The sequence below is a fragment of the Streptomyces sp. LaPpAH-108 genome, from assembly GCF_000373625.1.
Taxonomy (GTDB): Bacteria; Actinomycetota; Actinomycetes; order Streptomycetales; family Streptomycetaceae; genus Streptomyces.
Window position 1 is genome coordinate 322,699 of the sequence record NZ_KB891997.1, and the last position, 22,928, is coordinate 345,626.

General features: G+C 71.5%; 19 protein-coding genes and 1 riboswitch. Of the genes, 10 read left to right on the plus strand and 9 right to left on the minus strand.

Annotation, left to right across the window (positions count from 1 at the left end; translation table 11 throughout):
* Positions 1-51 precede the first annotated feature (51 nt).
* Entirely contained in the window at positions 52-1,473 is a 1,422-nt protein-coding gene (locus tag B079_RS0125980) for a glucose-6-phosphate dehydrogenase (protein WP_018548780.1), read from the minus strand.
* 187 nt (positions 1,474-1,660) lie between these two features.
* Here B079_RS0125980 and B079_RS36635 point away from each other — a divergent pair, with 187 nt between their 5' ends.
* The gene (locus B079_RS36635) at positions 1,661-1,738 is read left to right on the plus strand and encodes a 50S ribosomal protein bL37 (RefSeq protein WP_374100450.1); all 78 of its coding nucleotides are present in this window, start codon (positions 1,661-1,663) and stop codon (positions 1,736-1,738) included.
* Positions 1,739-1,842: 104 nt separating this feature from the next.
* Here the strand turns inward: B079_RS36635 and B079_RS0125985 are convergent, their stop codons facing one another.
* On the minus strand, positions 1,843-3,303 hold the full coding sequence (locus B079_RS0125985; protein ID WP_018548781.1) for a sugar porter family MFS transporter: 1,461 nt from the start codon (positions 3,301-3,303) through the stop codon (positions 1,843-1,845).
* A 289-nt stretch (positions 3,304-3,592) separates the two neighbouring features.
* On the opposite strand from B079_RS0125985, the gene B079_RS0125990 reads away from it, so the two are divergent.
* Positions 3,593-4,618, plus strand: coding sequence for a cation diffusion facilitator family transporter (locus B079_RS0125990; protein ID WP_018548782.1), 1,026 nt, complete (start codon positions 3,593-3,595; stop codon positions 4,616-4,618).
* A gap of 554 nt (positions 4,619-5,172) precedes the next feature.
* Here B079_RS0125990 and B079_RS0125995 read toward each other — a convergent pair.
* A complete protein-coding gene (locus B079_RS0125995; protein WP_018548783.1) occupies positions 5,173-6,459 on the minus strand; it encodes a YhgE/Pip domain-containing protein in 1,287 nt (428 codons plus the stop codon).
* 272 nt (positions 6,460-6,731) lie between these two features.
* Here B079_RS0125995 and B079_RS0126000 point away from each other — a divergent pair, with 272 nt between their 5' ends.
* The 4 genes from B079_RS0126000 (at position 6,732) to B079_RS32800 (ending at position 12,115) form a co-directional block, all read left to right on the plus strand.
* Positions 6,732-8,102: an NAD-binding protein gene (locus B079_RS0126000; RefSeq protein ID WP_018548784.1), complete on the plus strand. Its 1,371-nt coding sequence runs from the start codon at positions 6,732-6,734 to the stop codon at positions 8,100-8,102.
* 92 nt (positions 8,103-8,194) lie between these two features.
* Positions 8,195-8,758: a DoxX family protein gene (locus tag B079_RS0126005; protein ID WP_018548785.1), complete on the plus strand. Its 564-nt coding sequence runs from the start codon at positions 8,195-8,197 to the stop codon at positions 8,756-8,758.
* A gap of 326 nt (positions 8,759-9,084) precedes the next feature.
* Positions 9,085-11,388, plus strand: coding sequence for an FdhF/YdeP family oxidoreductase (locus B079_RS0126010; protein WP_018548786.1), 2,304 nt, complete (start codon positions 9,085-9,087; stop codon positions 11,386-11,388).
* Positions 11,389-11,545: 157 nt separating this feature from the next.
* Positions 11,546-12,115: a hypothetical protein gene (locus B079_RS32800; protein ID WP_018548787.1), complete on the plus strand. Its 570-nt coding sequence runs from the start codon at positions 11,546-11,548 to the stop codon at positions 12,113-12,115.
* A 107-nt stretch (positions 12,116-12,222) separates the two neighbouring features.
* Here B079_RS32800 and cydB read toward each other — a convergent pair whose 3' ends face one another.
* Positions 12,223-13,224: a cytochrome d ubiquinol oxidase subunit II gene (gene cydB / locus B079_RS0126020; RefSeq protein ID WP_018548788.1), complete on the minus strand. Its 1,002-nt coding sequence runs from the start codon at positions 13,222-13,224 to the stop codon at positions 12,223-12,225.
* A 12-nt stretch (positions 13,225-13,236) separates the two neighbouring features.
* Positions 13,237-14,772 carry a cytochrome ubiquinol oxidase subunit I gene (locus B079_RS0126025; RefSeq protein WP_026249090.1) on the minus strand — a complete coding sequence of 512 codons (1,536 nt, stop codon included), beginning with the start codon at positions 14,770-14,772 and terminating at the stop codon, positions 13,237-13,239.
* A gap of 448 nt (positions 14,773-15,220) precedes the next feature.
* Here B079_RS0126025 and B079_RS0126030 point away from each other — a divergent pair, with 448 nt between their 5' ends.
* Positions 15,221-16,657, plus strand: a complete 1,437-nt coding sequence (locus B079_RS0126030) for a phytoene desaturase family protein (protein WP_026249091.1) — start codon at positions 15,221-15,223, stop codon at positions 16,655-16,657.
* Positions 16,658-16,790: 133 nt separating this feature from the next.
* Here the strand turns inward: B079_RS0126030 and gap are convergent, their stop codons facing one another.
* Both gap and B079_RS0126040 read right to left on the minus strand, forming a co-directional pair.
* Positions 16,791-17,789 (minus strand): type I glyceraldehyde-3-phosphate dehydrogenase, encoded by a 999-nt coding sequence (gene gap, locus B079_RS0126035; protein ID WP_018548791.1) that lies wholly within the window; start codon positions 17,787-17,789, stop codon positions 16,791-16,793.
* Between the two features lie 114 nt (positions 17,790-17,903).
* Entirely contained in the window at positions 17,904-18,860 is a 957-nt protein-coding gene (locus tag B079_RS0126040; RefSeq protein ID WP_018548792.1) for a GlxA family transcriptional regulator, read from the minus strand.
* Between the two features lie 123 nt (positions 18,861-18,983).
* Positions 18,984-19,125, plus strand: a riboswitch (cobalamin riboswitch).
* A 34-nt stretch (positions 19,126-19,159) separates the two neighbouring features.
* Here B079_RS0126040 and B079_RS0126045 point away from each other — a divergent pair.
* Together B079_RS0126045 and B079_RS0126050 are read left to right on the plus strand one after the other, a co-directional pair.
* Positions 19,160-19,381 (plus strand): CbtB domain-containing protein, encoded by a 222-nt coding sequence (locus B079_RS0126045; RefSeq protein ID WP_018548793.1) that lies wholly within the window; start codon positions 19,160-19,162, stop codon positions 19,379-19,381.
* A gap of 20 nt (positions 19,382-19,401) precedes the next feature.
* Positions 19,402-20,154 (plus strand): CbtA family protein, encoded by a 753-nt coding sequence (locus B079_RS0126050; RefSeq protein ID WP_026249092.1) that lies wholly within the window; start codon positions 19,402-19,404, stop codon positions 20,152-20,154.
* A 239-nt stretch (positions 20,155-20,393) separates the two neighbouring features.
* Here B079_RS0126050 and B079_RS0126055 read toward each other — a convergent pair whose 3' ends face one another.
* The gene (locus B079_RS0126055) at positions 20,394-20,972 is read right to left on the minus strand and encodes a histidine phosphatase family protein (RefSeq protein WP_018548795.1); all 579 of its coding nucleotides are present in this window, start codon (positions 20,970-20,972) and stop codon (positions 20,394-20,396) included.
* A 148-nt stretch (positions 20,973-21,120) separates the two neighbouring features.
* Positions 21,121-22,437: an amidohydrolase gene (locus B079_RS0126060; protein WP_018548796.1), complete on the minus strand. Its 1,317-nt coding sequence runs from the start codon at positions 22,435-22,437 to the stop codon at positions 21,121-21,123.
* A 220-nt stretch (positions 22,438-22,657) separates the two neighbouring features.
* Between B079_RS0126060 and B079_RS0126065 the strand changes: the two genes are divergently transcribed.
* Complete coding sequence (locus B079_RS0126065) at positions 22,658-22,831, plus strand: thiazolylpeptide-type bacteriocin (protein WP_018548797.1); 174 nt, start codon at positions 22,658-22,660, stop codon at positions 22,829-22,831.
* The last annotated feature ends 97 nt before the right edge of the window (positions 22,832-22,928 follow it).

Below are 22,928 nucleotides of genomic sequence, written 5' to 3' on the forward strand. Positions count from 1 at the left end.
GACAGGAGAAACCTTAGGTGGGCCGTCAAGTCGCCTGCCAGTCGGCGGGCCTCACCGGTCCGCCGGGTCCGCCGGGCCCGCCGGGTGGTCCGGCACCCACGGCCGCTGCCAGGGCACCCCGCCCGCCACCAGCGCGTCGGCCTGCGGCGGGCCCCACGAGCCGGGCGGGTAGGGATGCACCGGCGGGGGGTAGGTGAGCAGCGGCTGCACGATGCGCCAGCACTGCTCCACCACGTCCTGCGGCGCGAAGTAGCGGTCGTCGCCGGTCAGCGCGGCGTACAGCAGCCGCTCGTACGGCGCGAGGGGCGCGCCCAGTTCGCGGGCGAAGATGTTGTCCAGCGGGACCATGCGCCACGCGGAGTTCTCGTCCAGCGCGGACAGCTGCAGCCGCATCCCGGCCTCGGGGTCGATGCGCAGCACGATCTGGTTCCCGGCGACCCGGCACGGATCGGGCAGGAAGTTCAGCGTGGGCGGCTCGCGCAGGATCAGCCGCACCTCGGTCACCCTGACCGGCAGCCGCTTGCCCGCCCGGATGAGGACCGGCACCCCCGCCCAGCGCCAGTTGTCGATGCCGAGCCGGAGCGCGGCGTACGTCTCGGTCGTCGACCCCGGCGCCACCCCGGAGATCTCCTGGTAGCCGGTGTACTGGCCGAGCACGCAGTCGTGGGCGTCGGCCGCCGGCATCGCGCGCAGCACCTCGACCCGCTTGGCCCACAGGTCGGCCGCGCTGGAGCCGACCGGCGGGTCCATCCCCACCAGCGCCAGGACGAGCAGCAGATGGTTCTGCACCACGTCCCGCACCGCGCCCACGTCGTCGTAGAAGCGGCCACGCTGCTCCACCCCGAACTCCTCGGCCAGGGTGATCTGCACGGCCGCCACGCTGTCGCGGTGCCACACCTCGGCCAGCGCCGAGTTCGCGAACCGCAGATACTCCAGCTCGATGACGGGTTCCTTGCCCAGGAAGTGGTCCACGCGCAGGATCTGCCCCTCGTCGAGGACCTGGGTGAGCTGCCGGTTCAGCGCCCGGGCCGAGGCGAGACCGTGCCCGAAGGGCTTCTCCAGCGCCACCCGCGCCTGACCGAGCAGCCGTGCGGCGGCCAGCTGGTCCACGATCGGCGTGAACAGCGAGGGCGGCGTCTCCAGATAGAACAGCGGGCGCCTGCGGCTGCCGAGCCGGTCGGCGAGACGGCGGTAGGGCTCGGGGCCCTGGAGATCGCCGTGAAGGTAGCTGAGCCGGCTCGCCAGCCGGTCGAAGACGGCCTCGTTGACGGACGGTTCGGCCGCCTCCACCGCCTCGCGGGCCCGCTCCACCAGCTGCTCGTCCGTCAGCTCCCGGCCCGCCATGCCGATCACCGGGCAGTCGAGCAGCCCGCGCCGCTCCAGGCGGTACAGCGCGGGGAACGTCATCTTCTGCGCGAGGTCCCCGGTCACCCCGAAGATCACCAGAGCATCGGCTTCCCACGAACCGGGCATGGGCTCCCGCTCCTCACCGTGGACGCGATCCTTCCCCGCAATCGTCCGCGCCTCCGACCTCGTACGCGACTCGGCCGGTGAGCGGTGGCCTGGCACGGGGACGGCATGTACGGTGTCCGGACGCGTCGCGCGGTGGCGAGTCCGCCGTGCGGCGGACCGAGCCGTCGAGAGCCGCAGGAGGTATCCCATGTCCTCGAAGCGCCGCCGTAAGAAGAAGGCCCGCCGCGGCAACGCGGCGAACCACGGCAAGCGTCCCCAGAGCTGACACCGGCCGGGACGAACGGGCCCGGGTGCCACTCCTTCGGGGGACGGCACCCGGGCCCGGCCGCGTTCTCCGCCCCGGCCGCTCCCGCGTCCCCGCGCTCTCCCTCACCTCCGCCGCGCCGGTTCCCTCGCCTCGCCGTGGCCACCGCCCGGGTGGCTGAAGCGGGCCTGGAGAGCGGCGTCGACCTCCTCGTACGTGCGGTCCTTGGTCTCCGGGACGAAGCGGGCCACGAACAGCAGGCCCAGGAAGCAGATCACCGCGAAGACCAGGAAGGTCTGACCCTGACCGATGGCGGCGGCCACGGGCAGGAACGCCTGGCTGACGACGAAGTTGGAGATCCAGTTGGCCGTCGTCGCCGTGCTGGAGCCCAGCGCGCGCACCCGGGGCGGGAACACCTCGCCGACCAGCACCCAGAAGATCGGCCCCAGGCCGCCCGCGTACGCGGCGATGTACAGGATCATGCACACCAGGGACAGCTCGGAGTTCCAGCCCGCGATGAAGCTGAGGCCCAGCAGCGCGACCAGGAGCGCCATCCCGGCGAGCGAGACGAGCAGCAGGGTGCGGCGGCCCGTGCGGTCGATCAGCTTGGTGGCCAGGATCGTCATCACCAGGTTGATCACGCCGATGAACACCGAGTAGAAGATCGAGTTCGAGGCGCTCAGACCGGTCTTCTCGATGATCGTCGGGGCGTAGTAGATGATCGTGTTGATGCCGCCGAACTGCTGGATCACGGCCATCGCCAGGCCCACGACCAGCGCGGGGCGCACCCCCGGAGTGAGCAGGGTGCGCCAGCCCACCGGGCGCTCCGGCTCCTCGCCCGGCTTGCGGCGCGGCCCCGGCACCTCGTTGCGCAGCCGGGCCACCACCCGCGACGCCTCCTCCGGCGGCAGCACCCGGCCCAGCACCTCGCGCGCCTGCCGCCAGCGGCCCCGGCGCACCAGCCACGGCAGCGACTCCGGCACCACCAGCAGACAGCACAGGGTCAGCACGGTCGCCGGGACCGCGCCCAGCGCGAACATCAGCCGCCAGTCGCGACTGGACGCGAACGCCAGGTCCACCAGGTACGACACCAGGATGCCGGTCGTGATCATGAGCTGGTTGGCGCTGAGCACCCGGCCCCGGACGCGGGTGGGGGAGATCTCCGAGAGGTACACCGGGACGGTCGCCGAGGCCGCGCCCACCGCCAGACCGAGCACGACCCGGCCGATCAGCAGCGTCCAGTAGGCGGGCGCCGTCGCCGCGATCGCCGTACCCACCAGGAAGACCGCGCCCTCCAGGGCGACCGCCCTGCGCCGCCCGAGCGCGTCGGCGAGGCGGCCCGCGCACAGCGCGCCCACCATCGCGCCGATCAGCAGGACGCTGACGATCGTGCCCTGTTCGGTGGGGGAGAGGCGGAAGTCGTCGGTGATGAACAGCAGCGCGCCGGAGACGACCCCGGTGTCGTAGCCGAAGAGGAAACCGCCGACGGCGATCATCGCCGCCCACCGGTAGATCTTCCGCATCCCCTCGGGCGGCACCTCGGTGACCGGCCCGTGCGTCCCCGGTTCGCGGGAGAACCCCTGCATCTGCGCGTCCCCTTGTCCTGGGCGTGTCCTGGGCATGTCCCGGCAGTCGTGTCCCGGGCGAGGGCCGGGTGGCGGTGCGGGCAAGGTCTTCCGCGCCGGGCCGCCGGGGAAACGGGCGCGGACCTGGGCGGGTACGCCTTTCGCCCGGACGGACGGCAGCGCTGGCCGGGGTGCCGACGGCCGCCGAGACTGGGCGGCGAGCACCGGCCCGGACCGTCCCGTACGGGCCGCACCCGCGCGTGCGTGCCACGCCGGGACTTCCCGCACCGAAGGGGATTACTGTCCGGCTATGAGCGAACAGGGTGAACCCGAGCAGGAACCCGGGACGAACGCCCGCAAGGGCCCCTATCTGGACGCCCGGGTGGGCTCGGCGGCGGGTCCGGGCGCGGGCGGATCGACCTTCACGGTGCTGGTGGCCGCCGCCGCCAACCTCGGCGTCGCGCTCGCCAAGGCCGTCGCCGGTGTCCTCAGCGGCTCCAGCGCGATGCTGGCCGAGGCCGGGCACTCGGCCGCCGACACCGTCACCGAGGGGCTGCTGTTCGTCGCCCTCAAGCGCAGCCGGAAACCGGCCGACGAGGACCATCCCCTCGGCTACGGTCCCGAGCGGTACATCTGGGCGCTGCTCGCCTCCGTCGCCACCTTCGTCGGCGGTGGCGTCTTCGCCCTCTACGACGGCATCCACGCCCTCACCCACGGCGAGAAGCCGGGCAACCCGCTGATCTCGTACATCGTGCTCGCGGTCGCCTTCGTCCTGGAGGGGCTGTCCCTGCGCACCGGTCTGCGGCAGGCCACCGGCCGCGCCGAGCACTTCCGCGTGCCCATCCTGCGCTACCTCCAGCACACCCCCGACACGGCCGTGAAGGCGGTCGTCATGGAGGACTCCGCCGCGCTCATCGGCCTCGTCCTCGCCGCGCTCGGCCTGCTCGGCGGCCAGCTCACCGGCTCCGGCGTGTGGGACGGCATCGCCTCGATCCTCATCGGTGTGCTGCTGATCATCGTGGCCTGGGTCCTCGGCCGCGCCAACACCGAACTCCTCGTCGGCCGCGCCCTGCCCAAACCGATGCGGGACGCGGTACGCCGCGAACTGCTCTCCGTCGACGCCGTCCAGGAGGTCCTGGAGCTGACGACCCTGGTGCAGGGCCCCGGCGAGATCCTCATCGCCGCCAAGATCGACTTCCGCGACGTCTCCACCTCCAGCCAGATCGAATGGGCCTGCGAGGAGGCGGAGACGCGCCTGCGCACGCTGATCCCGGCGGTGAAGCGGGTGTATCTGGACCCGACCCCACCACGCACGCCTGCGCCTCCGGCGGCTTGACGGGTGGGGATGGTCGGGCTTGTCCGTCGCCTCCAGCGGGGGAGCGAGGTCAACTCGGGCCTGCTGTAGGTGACTTGGGCCTGCCTCGTCCCGGTCGAGCGGCCCGCCGGACCTGGTCCTGGTTCGCTCGTTCCGGCCCGGCGGTGTCCCGTCCAGGGCGAGTGCGGCACGGCCCGCTGCCTCCAGTGGTGCGAGGGGCCGCGAAGCGGTCGACGCGGGCGCGCCTCGTCGGCGGCCTGACCGGGGTCGGTCCGGGAGCCCCGGCCCGACCCCCGGCTCGCGCCGGTCAGCGCGACCGTGTCCCGCCTCGGTCGGGACCGGTGTTTCCGTCCGCGTCGGCGCACGGGCCCGCCGGACGCGATCGGCCTCGGTGGGGCCTTTGGCCGGGACGGCGGAGCCGGGCCCGCCGACGAGTCCCGCGCGGGCCCCGCTCGGCCCGTCACCTGCGGTGCGCATGAGCGGGCCCCGGGAGCGGTCCCCCATCTCCCGGGCCCGCTTCTTCACCGGCCACCTCGCGTCGCGCGTCCAGTTTTCGCTCGCCGGGATCGGCTCTGTCACGCCGGGCGTGGCACCATGCGGGACAGGCCGCGGCGGTCGTAGTAGCGGGTGGCGGTGAAGCCGAAGGCGAGGGCCACGGCGAAGCCGATGGCGATCATCTGCCAGCCGCGGTCGAGACCGGCGTCGGCGCGGGCGTCGAAGTAGAGGATGGCGCGGACGCCGGAGGCGAGCTGGCGCATCGGTTCGAAGGCGCCGAGGAAGCGGTAGAAGCCGGGGACCGCCTCCAGGGGTACCGTGGCGCCGGAGGAGGGCAGGGCGAAGGCGATGAAGACGAACATCGAGACGAGCTGCCCGAGGGTGCCGAACGCCGCGTTGATGGCCTGCACACCGAGGCCGACGGTGAGCGTCGCGCAGTAGGAGAAGACCCACAGCAGACCGGGGTGCGGGGCGTCCATGCCCAGCGCGCCGACCGTCGCCAGCATGATCAGCGACGTGGTGATCAGGGAAAGACCCGCCGTCATCACCATCTTCAGCACCAGCATCTGCGTCCGGCTGATCGGGACCGTCGCCTTGCGCGAGTGCCAGGGGCCGATCTCGCTGTCCGCGTAGCCCAGCGCGCTGTCGACCGTGTTGTGGATGATGTTGCCGCCGATGAACCCGGCCAGCACCAGCAGCAGCGCGTAGTAGAAGGCGCTCAGACCGAGCCCGCTGTGCGCCCCGATGGGATGGCCGACCGCCGTACGGACCTCCACCGGATCGGCGATCAGCACCCGCGTGGCCGCGCTCTCGCCCCGTACCGCCGGGGAGGCGGCGAGCTGCTTGCCGACCGACAGCGAGATCTGGTGGGCCGCCCGCTGGGTGATCTGGCTCGCCAGCGAGGAGGCCAGGCTGCCCACGCCGGGGTTGGTCAGCACGGTCAGCGTCGGCCGCTTCGCCGCGCGGGAGGTGGGCAGCGCTCCCACCGTGTCCGTGAAGTCGGCGGGGATCACCAGCGCGCCGTAGATCCGCCCGGTGTCCAGCCGCTCCTGCGCCTGCGCCCGGGTCAGCTCGAGCCAGCGCACCTGGCCGCCCTGCGTCGAGGAGAGCACGGACCGGCTCGCCTGCGCGCCGAGGTTGGTCCGCTGCCCCGGCAGCGGCTTGCCGGTGTCCTCGTCGATCACCGCCACGGGCAGCCGGTGCAGGCTCCCGGTGGGGGTGAGGATGCCGCCCATATAAAGGAGGGAGAGGAGCAGTGCCACCAGCCCGGTCAGCACGGCCGGGACGATCCACAGCTTGCCCCTGCGCAGCAGCTGGGTCGCGTGGAGCCGGTGGACGGAGGGGCGCGGAGGCTTCCCGGAGGCCATACAACTCCAAGGTCGGGGCGGCGACGACGCACGGGACGGCCCGCGCGCAGATGACGATAGAGCGCCCGGGGGCGAACCGGACGCCACGACACATTCCGCCCGCGAGGGCTCCCGCGACCCGCCGCCCGCCCACGTCACCGGGGGACGCCCGCGTCCTTCCGGGTGACCGGACGGGCCCGACCTCGTAGGGTTCCGGTACCGCATTCGTACGGCGGCGCCGCCCGCGGCCCCCGGCGAGCGCGCCCCGCGAGTGAAGGGACACCCCCGGCCCCGTGACCTCTCCCCGCCTGCCTCCCCTGCCGTTCGTCGTGATCGGCAACACCAACCTCGGCCGCCGCGTCTGCGCGACCCTCCAGGAACGCGGCCGCACGGTCATCCACCTGACCAAGCCCGGCGACCGGGACCTGCGGGCCGCGCTGGCCGAGGGCGCCGAGGGCGTCGCGATCCTGCTGCACGACGACGTGGCGGCCCTGCGCTACGCGCTCGCCGTCGCCCACCTGGTGCCGAAGGTCCCCATCGTCGCCACCGTCTTCGACCGCACCGTCTCCGACGAACTCGAGCGCCTGCTGCCCCAGTGCGACGTGACCTCCCCCGCCGACCTCGCCGCCCCCGCGCTCGCCGGACCCTGCGTCGACCCGGCCACCCTCGCCCTGGAGCGCTCCGGCGAACGGCTGCGGGCCGTACGCGCCCGCGACGGCGTGCCCTGCCTGGAGGAGTGGCTGCCCCACCGGCGCGGACCCGGCCACCGGACCGGACGGCTCGCCGGTCAGCTCCGGCCGTACGACGCGGGCGCCCGGCTGCTGCTCATCGGGCTCTGCGGCATCCTCGCCGTCCTCGCGGGCGACTGGTCCTGGATGGTCGCGCACGACCATCCGCCCGCCGAGGCGTTCTTCCACGCGGCCCGTGTCGTGGCCGGGGTCGGACCGGCGACCGCCGGTGAGGACGAGAGCGGCTACCAGGTCGCCTCCGGGCTCGCGATGCTCGCCACCCTCGTCTTCAGCGCCCTGTTCACCGCCGGGATCATCGAGCGGATGCTCGGCCTGAAACTGATCGGGCTCATCGGCCCGCGCACCCTGCCCCGCTCCGGACACGTCATCGTCGTCGGCATGGGGCAGGTCGGCATGCGGCTCGCCGCCGAACTCCAGCGGCTCGGCATCCCCGTCGTCGGCGTCGAACGCGACCCGCACGCGGCGACCGCGCGCCTGGCCCGCTCCCTCGGCATCCCCGTCATGAACGGCCACGGCGGCGACCGGGCCGTCCTCGAACGGCTGCGCCTCGGCCACGCCCGCGCGCTCGCCGCCGTCGGCTCGGACGACCTGGACAACATCGCCGTCGCCATCGCCGCCCACGGTGTGGCACCCGGCACCCGCATCGTCGTCCGGGCCGGAGAGCACGAGGCCATCGCGGAGACCCGGTCCCTGCTCCCGATGGGCACCGTCCGCGACGTGACCAGCCTGGCCGCGGCCTACGTCCTCGCCCGGCTGCTGGGCGACCCGGTCACCGGGGTGGTCGCGTACCAGCACGACATCTGCCTCCAGACGGACGAGGAGACCTTCGTCCCCTTCCCGCTCACCTCCCGCGACCACTGCCTCCATCCGGGCGGCACCGCTTCGGCGCCGGAGGCACCCGCGCCGCACCACTGAGCGGGGCACCGGGCCGCCTCCTCGGGCGGCGCGCGCGGCGGTGAGGCCGAACACTGGGAGAGGACCGCTTCTTTCGACGGAAGGATCTCCCCATGGCTCTGCTGCACCGCAAGGATCTCGGACTCCTGGCCCTGCGCCTGGGCACCGGCGGTGTCCTGGCCGCGCACGGCGCGCAGAAGCTCTTCGGCTGGTTCGGCGGGGGCGGGATCGACGGCACCGCCCAGGCGATGGAGGCCATGGGCTTCAAGCCAGGCAAGCCCAGCGCCATCGCCTCCGGACTCAGTGAGGGTGGCGGCGGTCTGCTGCTCGCGCTCGGTCTCGCGACCCCGGCGGCCGGTGCCGCGGTGGCGGGCGGCATGTCGGGCGCCGTCGCCGTGCACCGCAAGTCCGGGTTCTTCATCACCTCCGGCGGCTACGAGTATCCGGCATACCTCGGTTTCGTCGCGGCGACCGTCGGGCTGTTCGGCCCCGGCCGCTACTCCCTGGACCGGCTCATCGGCTACCGCCTCGACCGGCCCGGCCTGATCGCGCTCTCCTTCCTGACGACCGGCGCCGTCGCGGCCGTGGTCGTGGGCCGCCGGGAGCGGGTGGTGGCGGAGCGGGCGAAGGAGAGCGCGCGGGCGTCCGCGAAGGCGGCAGCCGCCGGGGCGGAATGAGCAGCTGCTCGCATATCGACTTCGCGGGATGTGCATATGCGAGCATAAAAGGCGAAAAACCTCGGATATGCGATGAAGGACTCGGCCTCCCGGGCCGGGTCCTTTGCTTTCCGCCTTTTGATCCCGTCGGTCGGCTGTTCCCCAACTCGTCTTTCAGGTAAGGGAATTGACCTTTCCGCCCTGGATTTCCCGGCTATTGCGCGTCGCGTGGCGGGGGGTCTTTCAGCGGCATAGTCTGGCTTAAAGCGCCATATATGGGATATGGATGCCTGCCCAACGGCGGAAGGGTGAGAGCCTTGAGCACCTTGGACGAAGAACAGTCAAAGATGATGGAAGCGGAGTCGGATCTCGAGCCCCGCGTGGGCCCGATCCCCAAAGGGGAGCCGTACTTCCACCCCTACCATCACCCCGCCGCAGGATGGGGCGCGGCCACCAGCGTGACCAAGTTCCTGCTGCGCGAGGGCACGCTGATCGAGGGCCCGCGGGCGATCATGAAGATGAACCACGAGAACGGTGGTTTCGACTGTCCCGGGTGCGCCTGGCCCGATGACACCAAGGGCCTGAAGCTCGACATCTGCGAGAACGGCATCAAGCACGTCACGTGGGAGCTGACCCACAAACGGGCCGGCCGGGAACTCTTCGCCCGCCACACGGTGAGCGAGATGCACGAGTGGAGCGACTACGAACTGGAGGACCAGGGCCGCCTCACCGAGCCCATGGTCTACGACGCGGCCACCGACCACTATGTGCCGATCTCCTGGCACGACGCGTTCGAGCTGGTCGGCCGCCATCTGCGCAACCTGGAGAACCCGAACCAGGCGTCGTATTACACCTCCGGACGCCTCGGCAACGAGGCGACCTTCCTGTACCAGCTGATGGCGCGCGAGCTGGGCACCAACAACCTGCCCGACTGCTCCAACATGTGCCACGAGGCCAGCGGCCGGGCCCTGCAGGCGTCCCTCGGCACCGGCAAGGGCACCGTCGACCTGAAGGACTGGGAGGCCACCGACGCCCTGTTCATCATCGGCGTCAACGTCGCCTCCAACGCGCCCCGGATGCTGACCTCGCTCACCGAGGCATTCGACCGCGGCGCCCAGGTCGTGCACATCAACCCGTTCATCGAGGCGGGCGCCACCAAGGCGATCATTCCGCACGACTTCCTGGACATGGCCACCTTCCACGCGACGCGGACCAGCACGCTGGACCTCCAGCCGAGGGTCGGCGGCGACATGGCGCTGCTGCGCGGCATGGCCAAAGCCGTCCTGGAGCAGGCGAAGACCGATCCCAAGGCGATCGACAAGCAGTTCATCGAGCGCCACACCAGCGGCTTCGAGGAGTACCGCGCGCTGTGCGAGGCCACTCCGTGGGAGGAGTTGGAGCGCCAGTCCGGGCTCAGCCGCGCCGACATCCTCAAGACGGCGCGCATCTACACCGACGCCGACCGCTCCATCATCAGCTGGTGCCTCGGCGTCACCCAGCACGAGCACGGGGTGGACACGGTCCGCGAGATCGTGAACCTGCTGCTGCTCCGCGGCAACCTCGGCCGCGAGGGTGCCGGTCCGTCCCCCGTGCGCGGGCACAGCAATGTGCAGGGCAACCGCACCTGCGGCATCGACCACCGCCCGGAGCCGGAGTTCCTGGACCGGCTGGCCGAGGTCTGCAAGATCAACCCGCCGCGCGACCACGGCCTCGACACCGTCGGCACGCTCCAGGCGATGAACCGGGGCGACGTCAAGGTGTTCATCGGCATGGGCGGCAACTTCGCCCTCGCCGTGCCGGACTCGCCGTTCAGCTACGAGGCGCTGCGCAACTGCGACCTCACGGTCCAGGTCAGCACCAAGCTGAACCGCAGCCATGTGGTCCACGGCAAGGAGGCGCTGATCCTGCCGTGCCTGGCCCGCACCGACAAGGACCACCAGCGCAACGGCGTCCAGAGCACCTCCGTCGAGGACTCGATGAGCATGGTGCACCTGTCGGTCGGCATGAAGCGGCCCGCCTCCAAGCACCTGCTGTCGGAGCCCGCGATCATCTCCGGCATGGCGCGCGCGGCACTGCCCGCGAGCCCCACGCCGTGGGAGTGGTACATCGAGGACTACGACCGCATCCGGGACACCATGTCCGAGGTCCTTGAGGGCTTCGAGGACTTCAACCGCCGGGTGCGGCTGCCGCTGGGCTTCCGCATCAAGCAGCCCGCCCGCGAGCTGATCTTCCTCACCGAGTCCGGCAAGGCGGAGTTCTCGCACGCCCCGCTGACCGACGTCGTCCCCGCGCCGGGGATGCTGACGCTCGGGACCATGCGGTCGCACGACCAGTGGAACACCACGATCTACTCGGACAACGACCGCTACCGGGGTATCAAGAACCTGCGTGAACTCGTCTTCATGAACGAGGACGACATGCGCGAGCGCGGCATCTCGGAGTTCGACCCCGTGAACATCGTCGCCACGGCGAAGGACGGCAGCCACCGCTATCTCGACGGCTACCTCGCCATCCCGTACGACATGCCCCGCAGCTGCGCGGCCGGGTACATGCCCGAGATGAACGTCCTGATCGCCCTGTGCGACTACAGCACCCAGAGCGACCAGCCGCTCATGAAGCAGGTGAAGGTCCACATCACCGCAGCGACCTGATCCCCCCCGACGAAGGACAGGCGGCCCCCTCCTCGTGAGGGGGCCGCCTGCTGCTGTGGCGTAGTGACGCCGGATGGTGAAGATCCCTTGCCCCGAAGATCACTTTGCGGAAAGGTGTGGCGCGCACCTGACACGCCATCAACTCGAGGGGTTCCACATGAACATGGCCATACGCGCCACGCTCGTCGCCGCCGCCCTGGTCGGAGCCGCCGTCGCCCCGGCGAGTGCCGCCTCCGGGTCCGTGTCCGCGCCCCGCGCCCAGGCGCAGACGGTGCGGTTCGCCGGGGGCGAGGCCAAGGGCCTCACCATGGCGGCCTCCGCCCCGAAGGGCACCGAGGCCATCCTCGAAGCCGACCCCGCCGCGGCGGTCGCCGCGGCCAACGTGTGCGGCTCGGGCTACACCATCTCCACCGGTGCGGCCCGCTACGGCAGTTACGGCACCACCTACACCTGGTGGAACGGCGCCTCCAGCGGCAGCAACGCCCTGTACGACCGCCCGATCTGTGGCGTCTTCTTCAACGACAGCGGCGTCACCCGCTACATGGGCGTCCGCCTGAAGGACAACTACACCGCGACCCCCGACACCCAGGACTTCGGCGCCTACTCCCAGTACGCGGGCCCGGTCTACCAGAACAAGGGCTACTGCGGTCAGGCGTACTCCTACATGGAGGACGCCAACGGCAAGGTGCTCGTGGACAACTACCTGAGCGTCGGCAGCTGCGACTGACCCGGCTGAAGCGCGGTCACGGCTGACGCGGCGGCACGGCTGACGCGCCGAGGCTCCTCCCGGGTCCGGAACCGGGAGGAGCCTCGGCGCGTCGAGCCGGGCCCGGGTCAGTGGCCCGAGGGGATGTGGTGGACGGCGATGCGCTTGCTGAACACCCAGTACGTCCACCCCTGGTAGAGCACGATGAGCGGGGCGAAGATCGCCGTGACGATGCTCATCACGGTCAGCGTGTAGGAGCCGGACGAGGCGTTGCTCACCGTCAGCGACCAGTCGGGGTTGAGCGTGGAGGGCATGACGTCCGGGAAGAGCGCCAGGAACAGCATCGCGATCGCGGCCACGATGCTCAGCCCGGAGAAGATGAACGCCCAGCCCTCACGGCCCAGTTGGTTGAAGAACAGCGCCACGGGCAGCGCCACGAACGCGACGATCATCACGCCGAGGCTCTGGCCATTGCCGGAGTTCACCTGGGTCCAGATGAGGAAGGCGAGCACCAGCGGAAGGGTGATCAGCCCCAGCAGGGGCGCGAACTTCCGTGCCCGCTCCCGGATCTCACCCGCCGTCTTCAGCGCCGTGAAGATCGCGCCGTGCGTGACACAGACCGCCAGCAGGGCGAACCCGCCGAGGATCGCGTACCCGTTGAACAGCTCGCCGGGCGTGCCCACGTACGACTTGTCCGCGTTGATCGAGATGCCGCGCACGATGTTGGCGAAGATGACGCCCCACAGGAACGGCAGGATCAGCGAGGTCCAGAAGGTGACCTGCTCCCAGCTGCGCTGCCAGCGCTGGTTGTCGCGTTTGCCGCGGTACTCGAAGGACACGCCCCGGGCGATCAGACAGAGCACGATGATCAGCAGCGGGATGTAGAAGCCGCTGAACATGGTGGCGTACCAGTCCGGGAAGGCCGCGAAGGTGGCACCGGCGGCGGCGATCACCCAGACCTCGTTGCCGTCCCACACCGGGGCGATCGTGTTGATGAGGACACGCCGTTCCTTGTCGTTCCGGGCCATCACCTGGGTGAGGACACCGACGCCGAAGTCGAAGCCTTCCAGGAAGAAGTAGCCGACCCAGAGGAGGGCGATCAGGATGAACCAGAGATCGTAAAGATGCATGACCGTCCGTCCTCAGTAGGCGATCGAGAGGGGCTTGTCCTGCTCGTCCGGGGACATGCGCATGGTCGGGTCCTTGGACGGCGGTCTCTCCTCGACGTCCGGACCGGGTTTGGCGTACTTGACCATGAGCCCCCCTTCGACCACCGCGAGGATCGCGTAGACGGCACTGAGCGCGACCAGTGAACCGATCTGGGTGCCGATGCTCACGTTCGGGGAGACGGCGTCCGCGGTCTTCATCAGGTGGAACACCACCCAGGGCTGGCGGCCCATCTCCGTGAAGATCCAGCCGAAGCTGTTGGCGATCAGCGGGAAGCCCAGCGTGAGCATGACGATGCGCCAGCTCCACTTGGTGAAGAAGTCGTTCATCCGGATCTTGTTGGTGATCATCAGGTTGGGTGGCTCGTCCTCACCGGTGCGGTATCTGGACTGGAGCCAGAATTTCTTGCGGGTGAGCCAGAGGCCGAGGACGCCGATGCCGAAGCTCGTCATCCCGAAGAAGATCATGAGCCGGAAGCCCCAGTACGTCATGAAGATGTTCGGGATGTAGTCCTCGCGGGTGCCGCCGAACAGCGCGACCTGTTCGTCGGCCCGGTCGTTGATGCCGGGCACGGGCGAGTGGAAGTTGCTCTGGGCGAGGAAGGACAGCAGGCCGGGCAGCTCCAGCGCGACGTCGTTGCGGCCCTCGTTGACGTTGCCGACCGAGAAGATCGAGAAGGGTGCAGGACCCTGGGTGTCCCACAGGGCCTCGGCCGCGGCCATCTTCATCGGCTGCTGGCGGAACATGACCTTGCCCAGCTGGTCGCCGCTGAACGCGGTCAGGATGCCGGCGATGAGCATGACGACGAGCGAACACCGCAGGGAGGCCCGCATGGCGGCGATGCGGCGCCGGTCGGTGTCCTTGCCCCGCTTGGCCCGCCACAGGTGATAGGCGGCGATGCCCATCACGAAGGCCGCGCCGGTGATGAAGGCCGCCGACAGGGTGTGCCAGACCTGGGTCAGGGTGGTGTCCTGGAACAGCACGCGCCAGATGTTGACGAGCCGGGCCTTGCCGGAGACGGGGTCGATCCGGTAGCCGACCGGGTGCTGCATGAAGGAGTTGGCGGCCAGGATGAAGTACGCCGAGAGAAGGCTGCCGATCGTGACGACCCAGATGCACGCGAGGTGCACCTTCTTGGGCAGCCGGTGCCAGCCGAAGATCCACAGACCGATGAACACGGACTCGAAGAAGAAGGCGATCAGCGCCTCCATCGCCAGCGGGGCGCCGAAGACGTCACCGACGAAGCGGGAGTACGTGGACCAGTTCATGCCGAACTGGAACTCCTGGAAGATGCCCGTGACGACACCCAGGGCGATGTTGATCAACAGGAGCTTGCCCCAGAACTTGGTCGCGTGGAAGTACTTCTCCTTTCCTGTCCGCACCCAGGCCGTCTCCAGACCGGCGACGATGCCTCCCAGACCGATGCTGAGCGGGACGAAGAGGAAGTGGTAGACGGTGGTCACACCGAACTGCCATCGGGCGATGGTCTCGTGAGCGATTGCTAGTTCCACTGCGTCCTTCTCTCGCTTCGATCCAGCCGCATTGTGGCTAAAAGGTATCTCCAGTGCATAGTCGCGTCGACTCGAAGAAATGGGGAGGAACCGGGCGGGCCGTGAAGCGGGCCCCGGCGGGTCCGGCGCCCTCCCCTGTTCGGTGCGCCGGACGGGTGGTCAGCCGCGCGGACGGCCCCGCGTCTGTTCGGGTGAGCGGCGCCGCCGGTGCGGGGCGCGGCGGTGGGGGAGATTGTCCGGCGGCATCGCATCTGCGGCCGAAATAGGTGATTTCGGCCGCAGATGCGACCTTTATGTGTTATTTATTCTGTAAATGCTTTGCCACCACAATCGAATAGGGATGGCATTGTTTTCACGCCCACCGATTTATCGCACGTTCGGTGGTTAACCGGGCGGTAATGACGGCTCTGTTTGGAGGGCGGGCGTCTCCACCGGCAGACTCGGTGCCATGAGTTCCGCTCTCGTGGTCGGCGGCGGCCCCAACGGGCTCGCCGCCGCGGCCCTGCTCGCGCGGGCGGGCCTCGAGGTCACCCTGCTGGAAGCCTCGGACGAGGTCGGCGGCGGCACCCGCAGCCATGAGGCCCTCGTGCCCGGACTGCTGCACGACCACTGCTCCGCCATCCACCCCATGGCCGTCACCTCGCCCGCGCTGCGCGCCCTGGAACTGGAACGGCACGGTCTGCGCTGGCTGCTGCCCGAGATCGACTGCGTCCACCCCCTGGACGACGGCGACGCGGGCGTGCTGGTGCGCTCCGTCGAGGACACCGCCCGGCTGCTCGGCGCCGACGGCGACCGCTACCGCGCCCTGCTCGGACCCTCCGTACGGAACTGGGACGCGCTCGCCCAGGACGTGATGGGCCCGCTGCTGCGCGTCCCCTCGCACCCGCTGCCGCTCGCCCGGTTCGGGCTGCCCACCACCCTGCCCGCCTCGGCCCTCGCCAGGCTGTTCAGCACCGAGCGGGCCCGCGCCCTGTGGGCCGGGGTCGCCGCCCACGCCTACCGCCCGCTCGGCCGCCCGCTCACCTCGGCCATCGGGCTCGGCATCCTCGCCGCCGGACACGCGGCGGGCTGGGCCGTCGCCGAGGGCGGCTCGCAGTCCATCGCCCGCGCCCTGGAGAAGGTCCTGCGCGAGCACGGCGGCACGATCCACACCGGCGTCCGCGTCACCGGCCACCGGCAGCTCCCGCCCGCCGACGTCACCCTGCTCGACCTGGACCCCGGCCAGGCCCTCGCGATCTACGGCGACCTGCTGCCCGGCCGCACCCGGTCCGCCTACCGGCGCTTCCGGCGCGGCCCCGGCGCCTACAAGGTCGACCTGGCCGTCGAGGGCGGCATCCCCTGGACCGACGCGGACGCCCGGCGCGCGGGCACCGTGCACCTCGGCGGCACCTTCGCCGAGATCGCCCGCGCCGAGCGCGAGGTGTCGGCGGGCCGGATGCCCGAGCGGCCCTTCGTCCTGGTCGGCCAGCAGTATCTGGCCGACCCCGGCCGCTCGGTGGGCGACGTGCACCCGGTCTGGACGTACGCCCATGTGCCGTACGGCTACGACGGGGACGCCACCGGCGCGGTCCTCGCCCAGCTGGAGCGGTTCGCGCCGGGGGTGCGCGAGCGGATCCTCGGCATGGAGGTCACCCGGCCCGCCGGATTCGCCGCCGCCAACCCCAACTTCGCGGGCGGCGACATCCTCACCGGCGCCAAGACCGCGCCCCAGCTGGTCCTCGGCGCCCGCCCGGCCCTGGACCCGTACGCCACGGGGCTGCCCGGGGTGTTCCTGTGCTCGGCGGCCACGCCTCCTGGACCGGGCGCCCACGGCATGTGCGGGGCGAGTGCGGCGGCCTCCGCGCTGCGGCACCTCGGCGTGCGGGCGGATCTGCTCGCGGGGTGAGCGTGTGTGGGCTGAGCATGTGTGGCCTGGGCACATGTGGGCTTGTGTGGCCTGGCCATGCGTGGGCTGAGCACATGTGGGCTGAACACACGTGGGCGGCCCCCGGCTCAAGGGGCCGCCCACCGGCGGGTGTTCAGCTGCCCGCGAGGAGTTCCAGCGTGTCGATCACGCGGTTCGAGAAGCCCCACTCGTTGTCGTACCAGGCGACGACCTTGACGTGCCGGCCGTCCACCCGGGTCAGCGCCGAGTCGAAGATCGAGGAGGCCGGGTTGCCGACGATGTCGGCGGAGACCAGCGCGTCCTCCGAGTACTCCAGCACCCCGGCGAGCGGGCCCTCGGCGGCGGCGCGGTAGGCGGCCAGCACCTCGTCCCGGGTCACGTCGCGGGAGACCGTGGTGTTCAGCTCCACGATCGAGCCCACCGGCACCGGCACCCGGATCGAGTCGCCCGACAGCTTGCCGTCCAGGTTCGGCAGCACCAGGCCGATGGCCTTCGCCGCGCCGGTCGTCGTCGGCACGATGTTCACCCCGGCGGCACGCGCGCGGCGGGCGTCGCGGTGCGGGCCGTCCTGGAGGTTCTGCTCCTGGGTGTAGGCGTGCACCGTCGTCATGAAGCCGTGCTCGATGCCCGCGAGGTCGTCCAGGACGGCGGCCAGCGGCGCCAGCGCGTTGGTCGTGCAGGAGGCGTTGGAGACGATCGTGTGCAGCGCCGGGTCGTAGGCGTCGGTGTTCACGCCGTACGCCAGCGTCACGTCCGCGCCGTCCGACGGCGCGCTCACCAGCACCCGGCTCGCGCCCGCGTCCAGGTGGACGCGCGCGGCCTTGGCGGCGGTGAAGCGGCCGGTCGCCTCCAGGACGACGTCCACGCCCAGCTCCGCCCACGGCAGCCGGGCCGGGTCGCGCTCGGCGAGCACCTTGATGCGGCGGCCGTCGACCACGAGGGTGTCCCCGTCCACGGACACCGGTCGGCCCAGGCGTCCGGCCGTGGTGTCGAAGGCGAGCAGCCGGGCGAGCACGGCGGGCTCGGTGAGGTCGTTGACGGCGACCACCTCGAGGTCGCTCCCGCGCTCCAGCAGCGCGCGCAGCACATTGCGTCCGATGCGGCCGAATCCGTTGACGGCGATACGAGTCATGAATGGTGTCCCTTCCGTTCGCCTCCCAGATTCGTGGGGCGAGGGGCGGGCGGGGGAGCGGCGGGAGCGCCATGGTTCGCAAGGATCGTGCCAGGGGCTTTTGGCTGCGGTGGCTCAGCTCCCCTTGGTGAAGGTGCGCCGGTAGTCGCTCGGCGTCGTCCCCAGCACGCGCTGGAAGTGCAGCCGCAGATTCGCGCCCGTGCCGAGCCCCGTCTCGGCGGCGATCCGCTCCACCCCGTGGTCCGAGCGCTCAAGGAGTTCGCGGGCCAGGTCGACCCGGGCCCGCGTCACCCACTCCATCGGCGTGTAGCCGGTGTCCTCCACGAACCGCCGAGAGAAGGTGCGCGGCGACACCGAGGCGTGCCGGGCCAGCGCCGCGAGGCTCAGCGGCTCCCCGAGCCTGCGCAGCGCCCACTCGCGGGTACCGGCGAACCGCTCGCCCAGCGGCTCGGGCACACTGCGCGGCACGTACTGCGCCTGGCCGCCGCTGCGATAGGGGGCCGCGACCAGGCGCCGGGCGGCATGATTGGAGGCGGCCACGCCGAGGTCGCCGCGCAGGATGTGCAGACACAGGTCGATGCCGGAGGCGGCGCCCGCCGAGGTGAGCACGCTGCCCTCGTCCACGAACAGCACATTGCCGTCCACCCGGACCAGCGGATGCCGCTCGGCCAGGGCGCGGGTGTAGTGCCAGTGCGTGGTGGCCCGCTTCCCGTCGAGCAGCCCCGTGGCGGCCAGCGCGAACGCGCCCGTCGAGATGGCCGCGAGCCGTGCCCCGCGCGCGTGCGCGGCGAGCAGCGCCGTCACCACGGCGGCCGGCGGATCCTCGCGGTCGGGGAACCGGTAGCCGGGCACGAACACGATGTCCGCCCACTCCAGCGCCTCAAGGCCGTGCGCCACGTGGTACGACAACCCGTCGCCGCCGGTCACCAGACCGGGCGCGGCCCCGCAGACCCGTACCTCGTACGGCATGGAGGCGCGGGTGGTGAACACCTGGGCGGGGATGCCCACATCGAGCGGCTTGGCCCCTTCGAGGACGAGGACGGCGGCGCGGAACAGCGGGGAGGACGGCACGGGGAGCAGCGTACGAGGAGGGTGAACCGGCGCGTCGGCACGGCGTGTTCACCGCGCGCCCACACGTCCCGGCCTGCCGGGAGAGGAAGATCACCCGGCCCCGGCGCGGTCTTGGCCGCGCACCCCGTACGCGGTACCGTCGGTGCGAAATCGATGACGGCGGAACGGAAGCCGGTGGAAGTCCGGCACGGTCGCGCCACTGTGAGCGAGGCCCCCGCGAGGGGCCGCGCGAGTCAGACCCGTGGCCGTCGTCCTGTGCACCACCGAGATGGGACGCGAATTCCCGAGGAGGTCCTGCCATGGCGCAGACCGTCGCTCCGCCGACAGCCACCAGCCCCGCCGTACCTGCCAAGCTGCCGCTCAAGGACATCGCGCCCTGGGCCGTTTTCTTCGGCGTCCTCATGCTGATCCTGCTCTACTTCGTCGGCGCCGAACAGGGCGCCACCTCCGTGTTCAGCGGCACGGACGTCCACGAGTGGGTGCACGACGCCCGCCACCTGCTCGGCTTCCCCTGCCACTGACGTAAGGGACGCCGCACGCCATGAACTCCGCAACGGTCAGAAACCTTCTCGTCCGGGGCATGCTGGCGGGTCTCGCCGCCGGGCTGCTCGCCCTGGTCGCCGCCTACTTCCTCGGTGAACCGAACGTCGACCGGGCGATCGCCTTCGAGGACGCCCACTCCCACGAGCACGAGATGGAGGTCGTCTCCCGCTCCCTGCAGTCCACCGCCGGTCTCGCCACCGGTGTCCTGGTCTACGGGGTCGCCTTCGGCGGTATCGCCGCGCTCGCCTTCTGTTTCGCGCTCGGCCGCGTCGGGCGCTTCGGTCCCCGGGCGACCGCGCTGCTGCTGTCGACGGCCGCGCTGCTCGCGGTGTACGTCGTGCCGTTCCTCAAGTACCCGGCCAACCCGCCCTCGGTGGGCGACCCGGACACCATAGGCAAGCGCACTACGTTGTACTTTTTGATGATGTTGCTCAGTGTGCTGCTCGCGATCGGCGCCACCCTGCTCGGCAAGCGGCTCGCCCCGAGCCTGGGCGCCTGGTGGGCCACGGTCACGGCCGTCGCCGCCTTCGCCGTGGTGATCGGCCTCGCCTATGCGTTCCTGCCGGTGATCAACGAGGTTCCCAGGGACTTCCCGGCCATCCTGCTGTGGCGCTTCCGGCTCGCGGCGCTCGCCGTGCAGGCCGTGCTGTGGGGCGGATTCGGGCTGCTCTTCGGCGAGTTGGCCGAGCGGCAGCTCAACCCGCGCCCCGCGAAGGCGCCTTCGGCCGCGGCGGTCGCCGCCTCGGGCTGAGTCGGCCGGTCGAGATGGCCGTTCGACGACGGCCGTACGACGACGAGAGGGCCCCGGGACCGTCCGGGGCCCTCTCGCGTTCGTCCGCCCGGCCCCCGCCACTGGGAATGCGGGTTCAGGGCGAAGAGCGGCGCCCGGTGGGACCGAGTACCGGGCGTCGACTCGCTAAACTTAGCTTAGCCTTGCCTAAGTTTCATTCGCCAGTCCGGGATCGGCCGGATTCCGACGGTGATGCCGTCCTACTCGGTGAGCGGGCGGCCCAGCCGCAGGTTCCAGCGCCCGGCCCGGCCGCTCAGCTCCGTGACGGTCAGCGGGGGTACGTCCAGCCGCCAGAACGTCTCGGGGGGCAGGGCGAGGGCGTGGACGACGGCCGCGCGGACGACCTCCGGTTCGACGACGCCGAGCGTGCGGCCGTCTTCCTGTGCCGACTCCAGCCAGGCACCCACCCGTTCGCACAGGGCGCGCACCGACTCCCCGCCGTGCGGGGCGCCTTCGGGGTCGGCGAGCCAGCGCATCAGCTCCTGCGGCTCGACGGCACCCACCTCCTCCAGGGTGCGTCCCCGCCAGCGACCCGCGTCCAGCGTGGCCAGCTCCGGCAACTCTTCGGCGTCGAGCCCGAGTTCGGTCGCCGTCTCATGGCAGCGGGCACCCGGGGACCGTACGACCCGGTCAGCGCGGCCGACGCTGGACAGCGAGCCCGCCGCCGCCCGGGCCCGGGCCGCACCCGAGGCGTCGAGAGGACCGAGCCCGTCGTAGAACCGGGCCTGCCGCAGCGCCTGGCTGCTCGCGGGCGAGACGAGAAGAACACGGCTGGTCACGGGGCTCCTGGGGCTGTCGTGGGGGCGGACGGCGAACGTAACATCGTCACGGCGTGCCCAGGGGGGCGTCCGGGACGAGAGGGTCGCCGTGCCGGTATGGGCCTCCGTGGAGTGGCGGTGAGAGTGGGGACCTTGTGATCCGGCGGTCTCACGCGTCCGTTCCCAGGCGGCTCAGCGCCCCCGTCACCAGCGCGGCCGTCCCCGTCTCCAACGTCAGCCGGACGCTGGGGAGATAGTGCGGGGAGTGGTTGCCGGGGAGGGTGCGGAACTTTTCGGCCGGGGTGGTGCCGGGGGCCGCCGTCCACTGTGCCGGGCCCACTGTGCCGAGCATCCAGTAGGCGCTCTGGATGGCGGGGTGGCCGTGGAGGTCGGCGCCCGCGCCGGTGAGGAGGGGGAAGTCCTCGGTGGCTGTGGTGGCGGGCCAGCCGGTGACGCGGGACGGGCCGAACGCCGTGCGGTGGGCCTGTCGTACGGCCGCCGTGACCCCGGGGTCCGGCAGGGTGACCCCCGAGCGGGACAGTTCGGTGACGGTGACCCGGGGCGGCAGCGCGGCGGCGGAGACCTCGGCGCGGGCCATGCGCTCCACGGCGGCTGCCGCGCCCGCGAGTGCCGTCTCGGAGAACGCCCTGATGGTGACGCGGAGTTCGGCGCGGGCGGCGATCACGTTCCCGGCGTGACCGGCGTCGCCCGTGTGCAGCGCGGAGGCCGTGACCGTCAGGCGCTCGGCGGGGTCCGTCTCCCGGGCGGTGATGGCAGGCAGGCGGGTGACCACCCCGGCCGCTGCCGACAGCGGGTCGGCCGTCAGATGCGGGGTCGCCGCGTGGCCGCCGTCGCCCTCGAAGACCAGCTCAAGGGTGCGGCTGCCCGCCAGCACCGGGCCGTCGGCGTGGGCGACCATGCCCGCCGGGAAGGCGGCCGTGTGCTGGGCCAGCACGACGTCGGGCACGGTGATCCGCTCGTACAGCCCGTCCGCCAGCATCGCCCGCGCCCCGCTCAGCGTCTCCTCGGCGGGCTGGCCGACGACCAGCAGCGTGCCGCGCCAGCGGCCCGGGTGTGTGGCGAACCAGCGGGCGGCGGCAGCCGCGCAGGCCAGATGTGCGTCGTGGCCGCACGCGTGCATCACCGGCACCGGGCGCCCGTCGGGGCCGGGTGCGGTGACGGTGCTCGCGTAGGGGGCGCCGGTGCGCTCCGCGACGGGCAGCGCGTCGAGTTCGGCGCGCAGCAGGACGGCCGGTCCGTCGCCGTTGCGGAGTTCGGCGGCCACGCCATGGCCCCCCACGCCCCGCAGCACACGGAAGCCGTCGGACTCCAGCCAGTCGGCGAACCGGGCGGCCGTACGGGCCTCGGCGCCGGAGAGTTCGGGGTGCTGATGCAGATCGAGGTACAGCTCGGCGGCGGGGGCGAGCAGAGGGCGTATGTCCGGCAACTCGGCCTCGGCTGACGAGTGTTCGCGGAGTTCGGGCACGCGGGGCTCCTCGGGATCGGGACCGGACCGGGCGGAACACGGGGTCGCGGCCGACTTGGGCGGAACATGTCAGCGATGTGACAGCGGAACGCCAGGGCGGTGACAACGGACGCGCGTAGAAAGGTAATCGCCGAAGGCCACGGCCTCCGGCGGGTTCGCCGCACCACCGGCCGGGAGCCTCCCGTCCGGCAGTACGTCCCCTGACCCGGAAGGAGCCATCATGGCTGACAACAACCTCGCCTCCCTCGCCCAGGAGATCCTGGACCTGGAGTCGGAGACCTTCGAGATCACCGACTACTCGGACGCCAGTGAGGTCATGCTCGGCTCGTCCACGAGCTGCTCCTCCACGAGCACCTGCTCCAGCACGACCAGCACCACCTCCTGCACCGCCTGACGCTCGTCGTCGGCCGGACGGTCCCCGGCGCGCACCTCGCGCGCCGGGGACCGTCCGTGTGAACGGGCCGTGGCGAAGGACCCGTTCACCTCTCAGG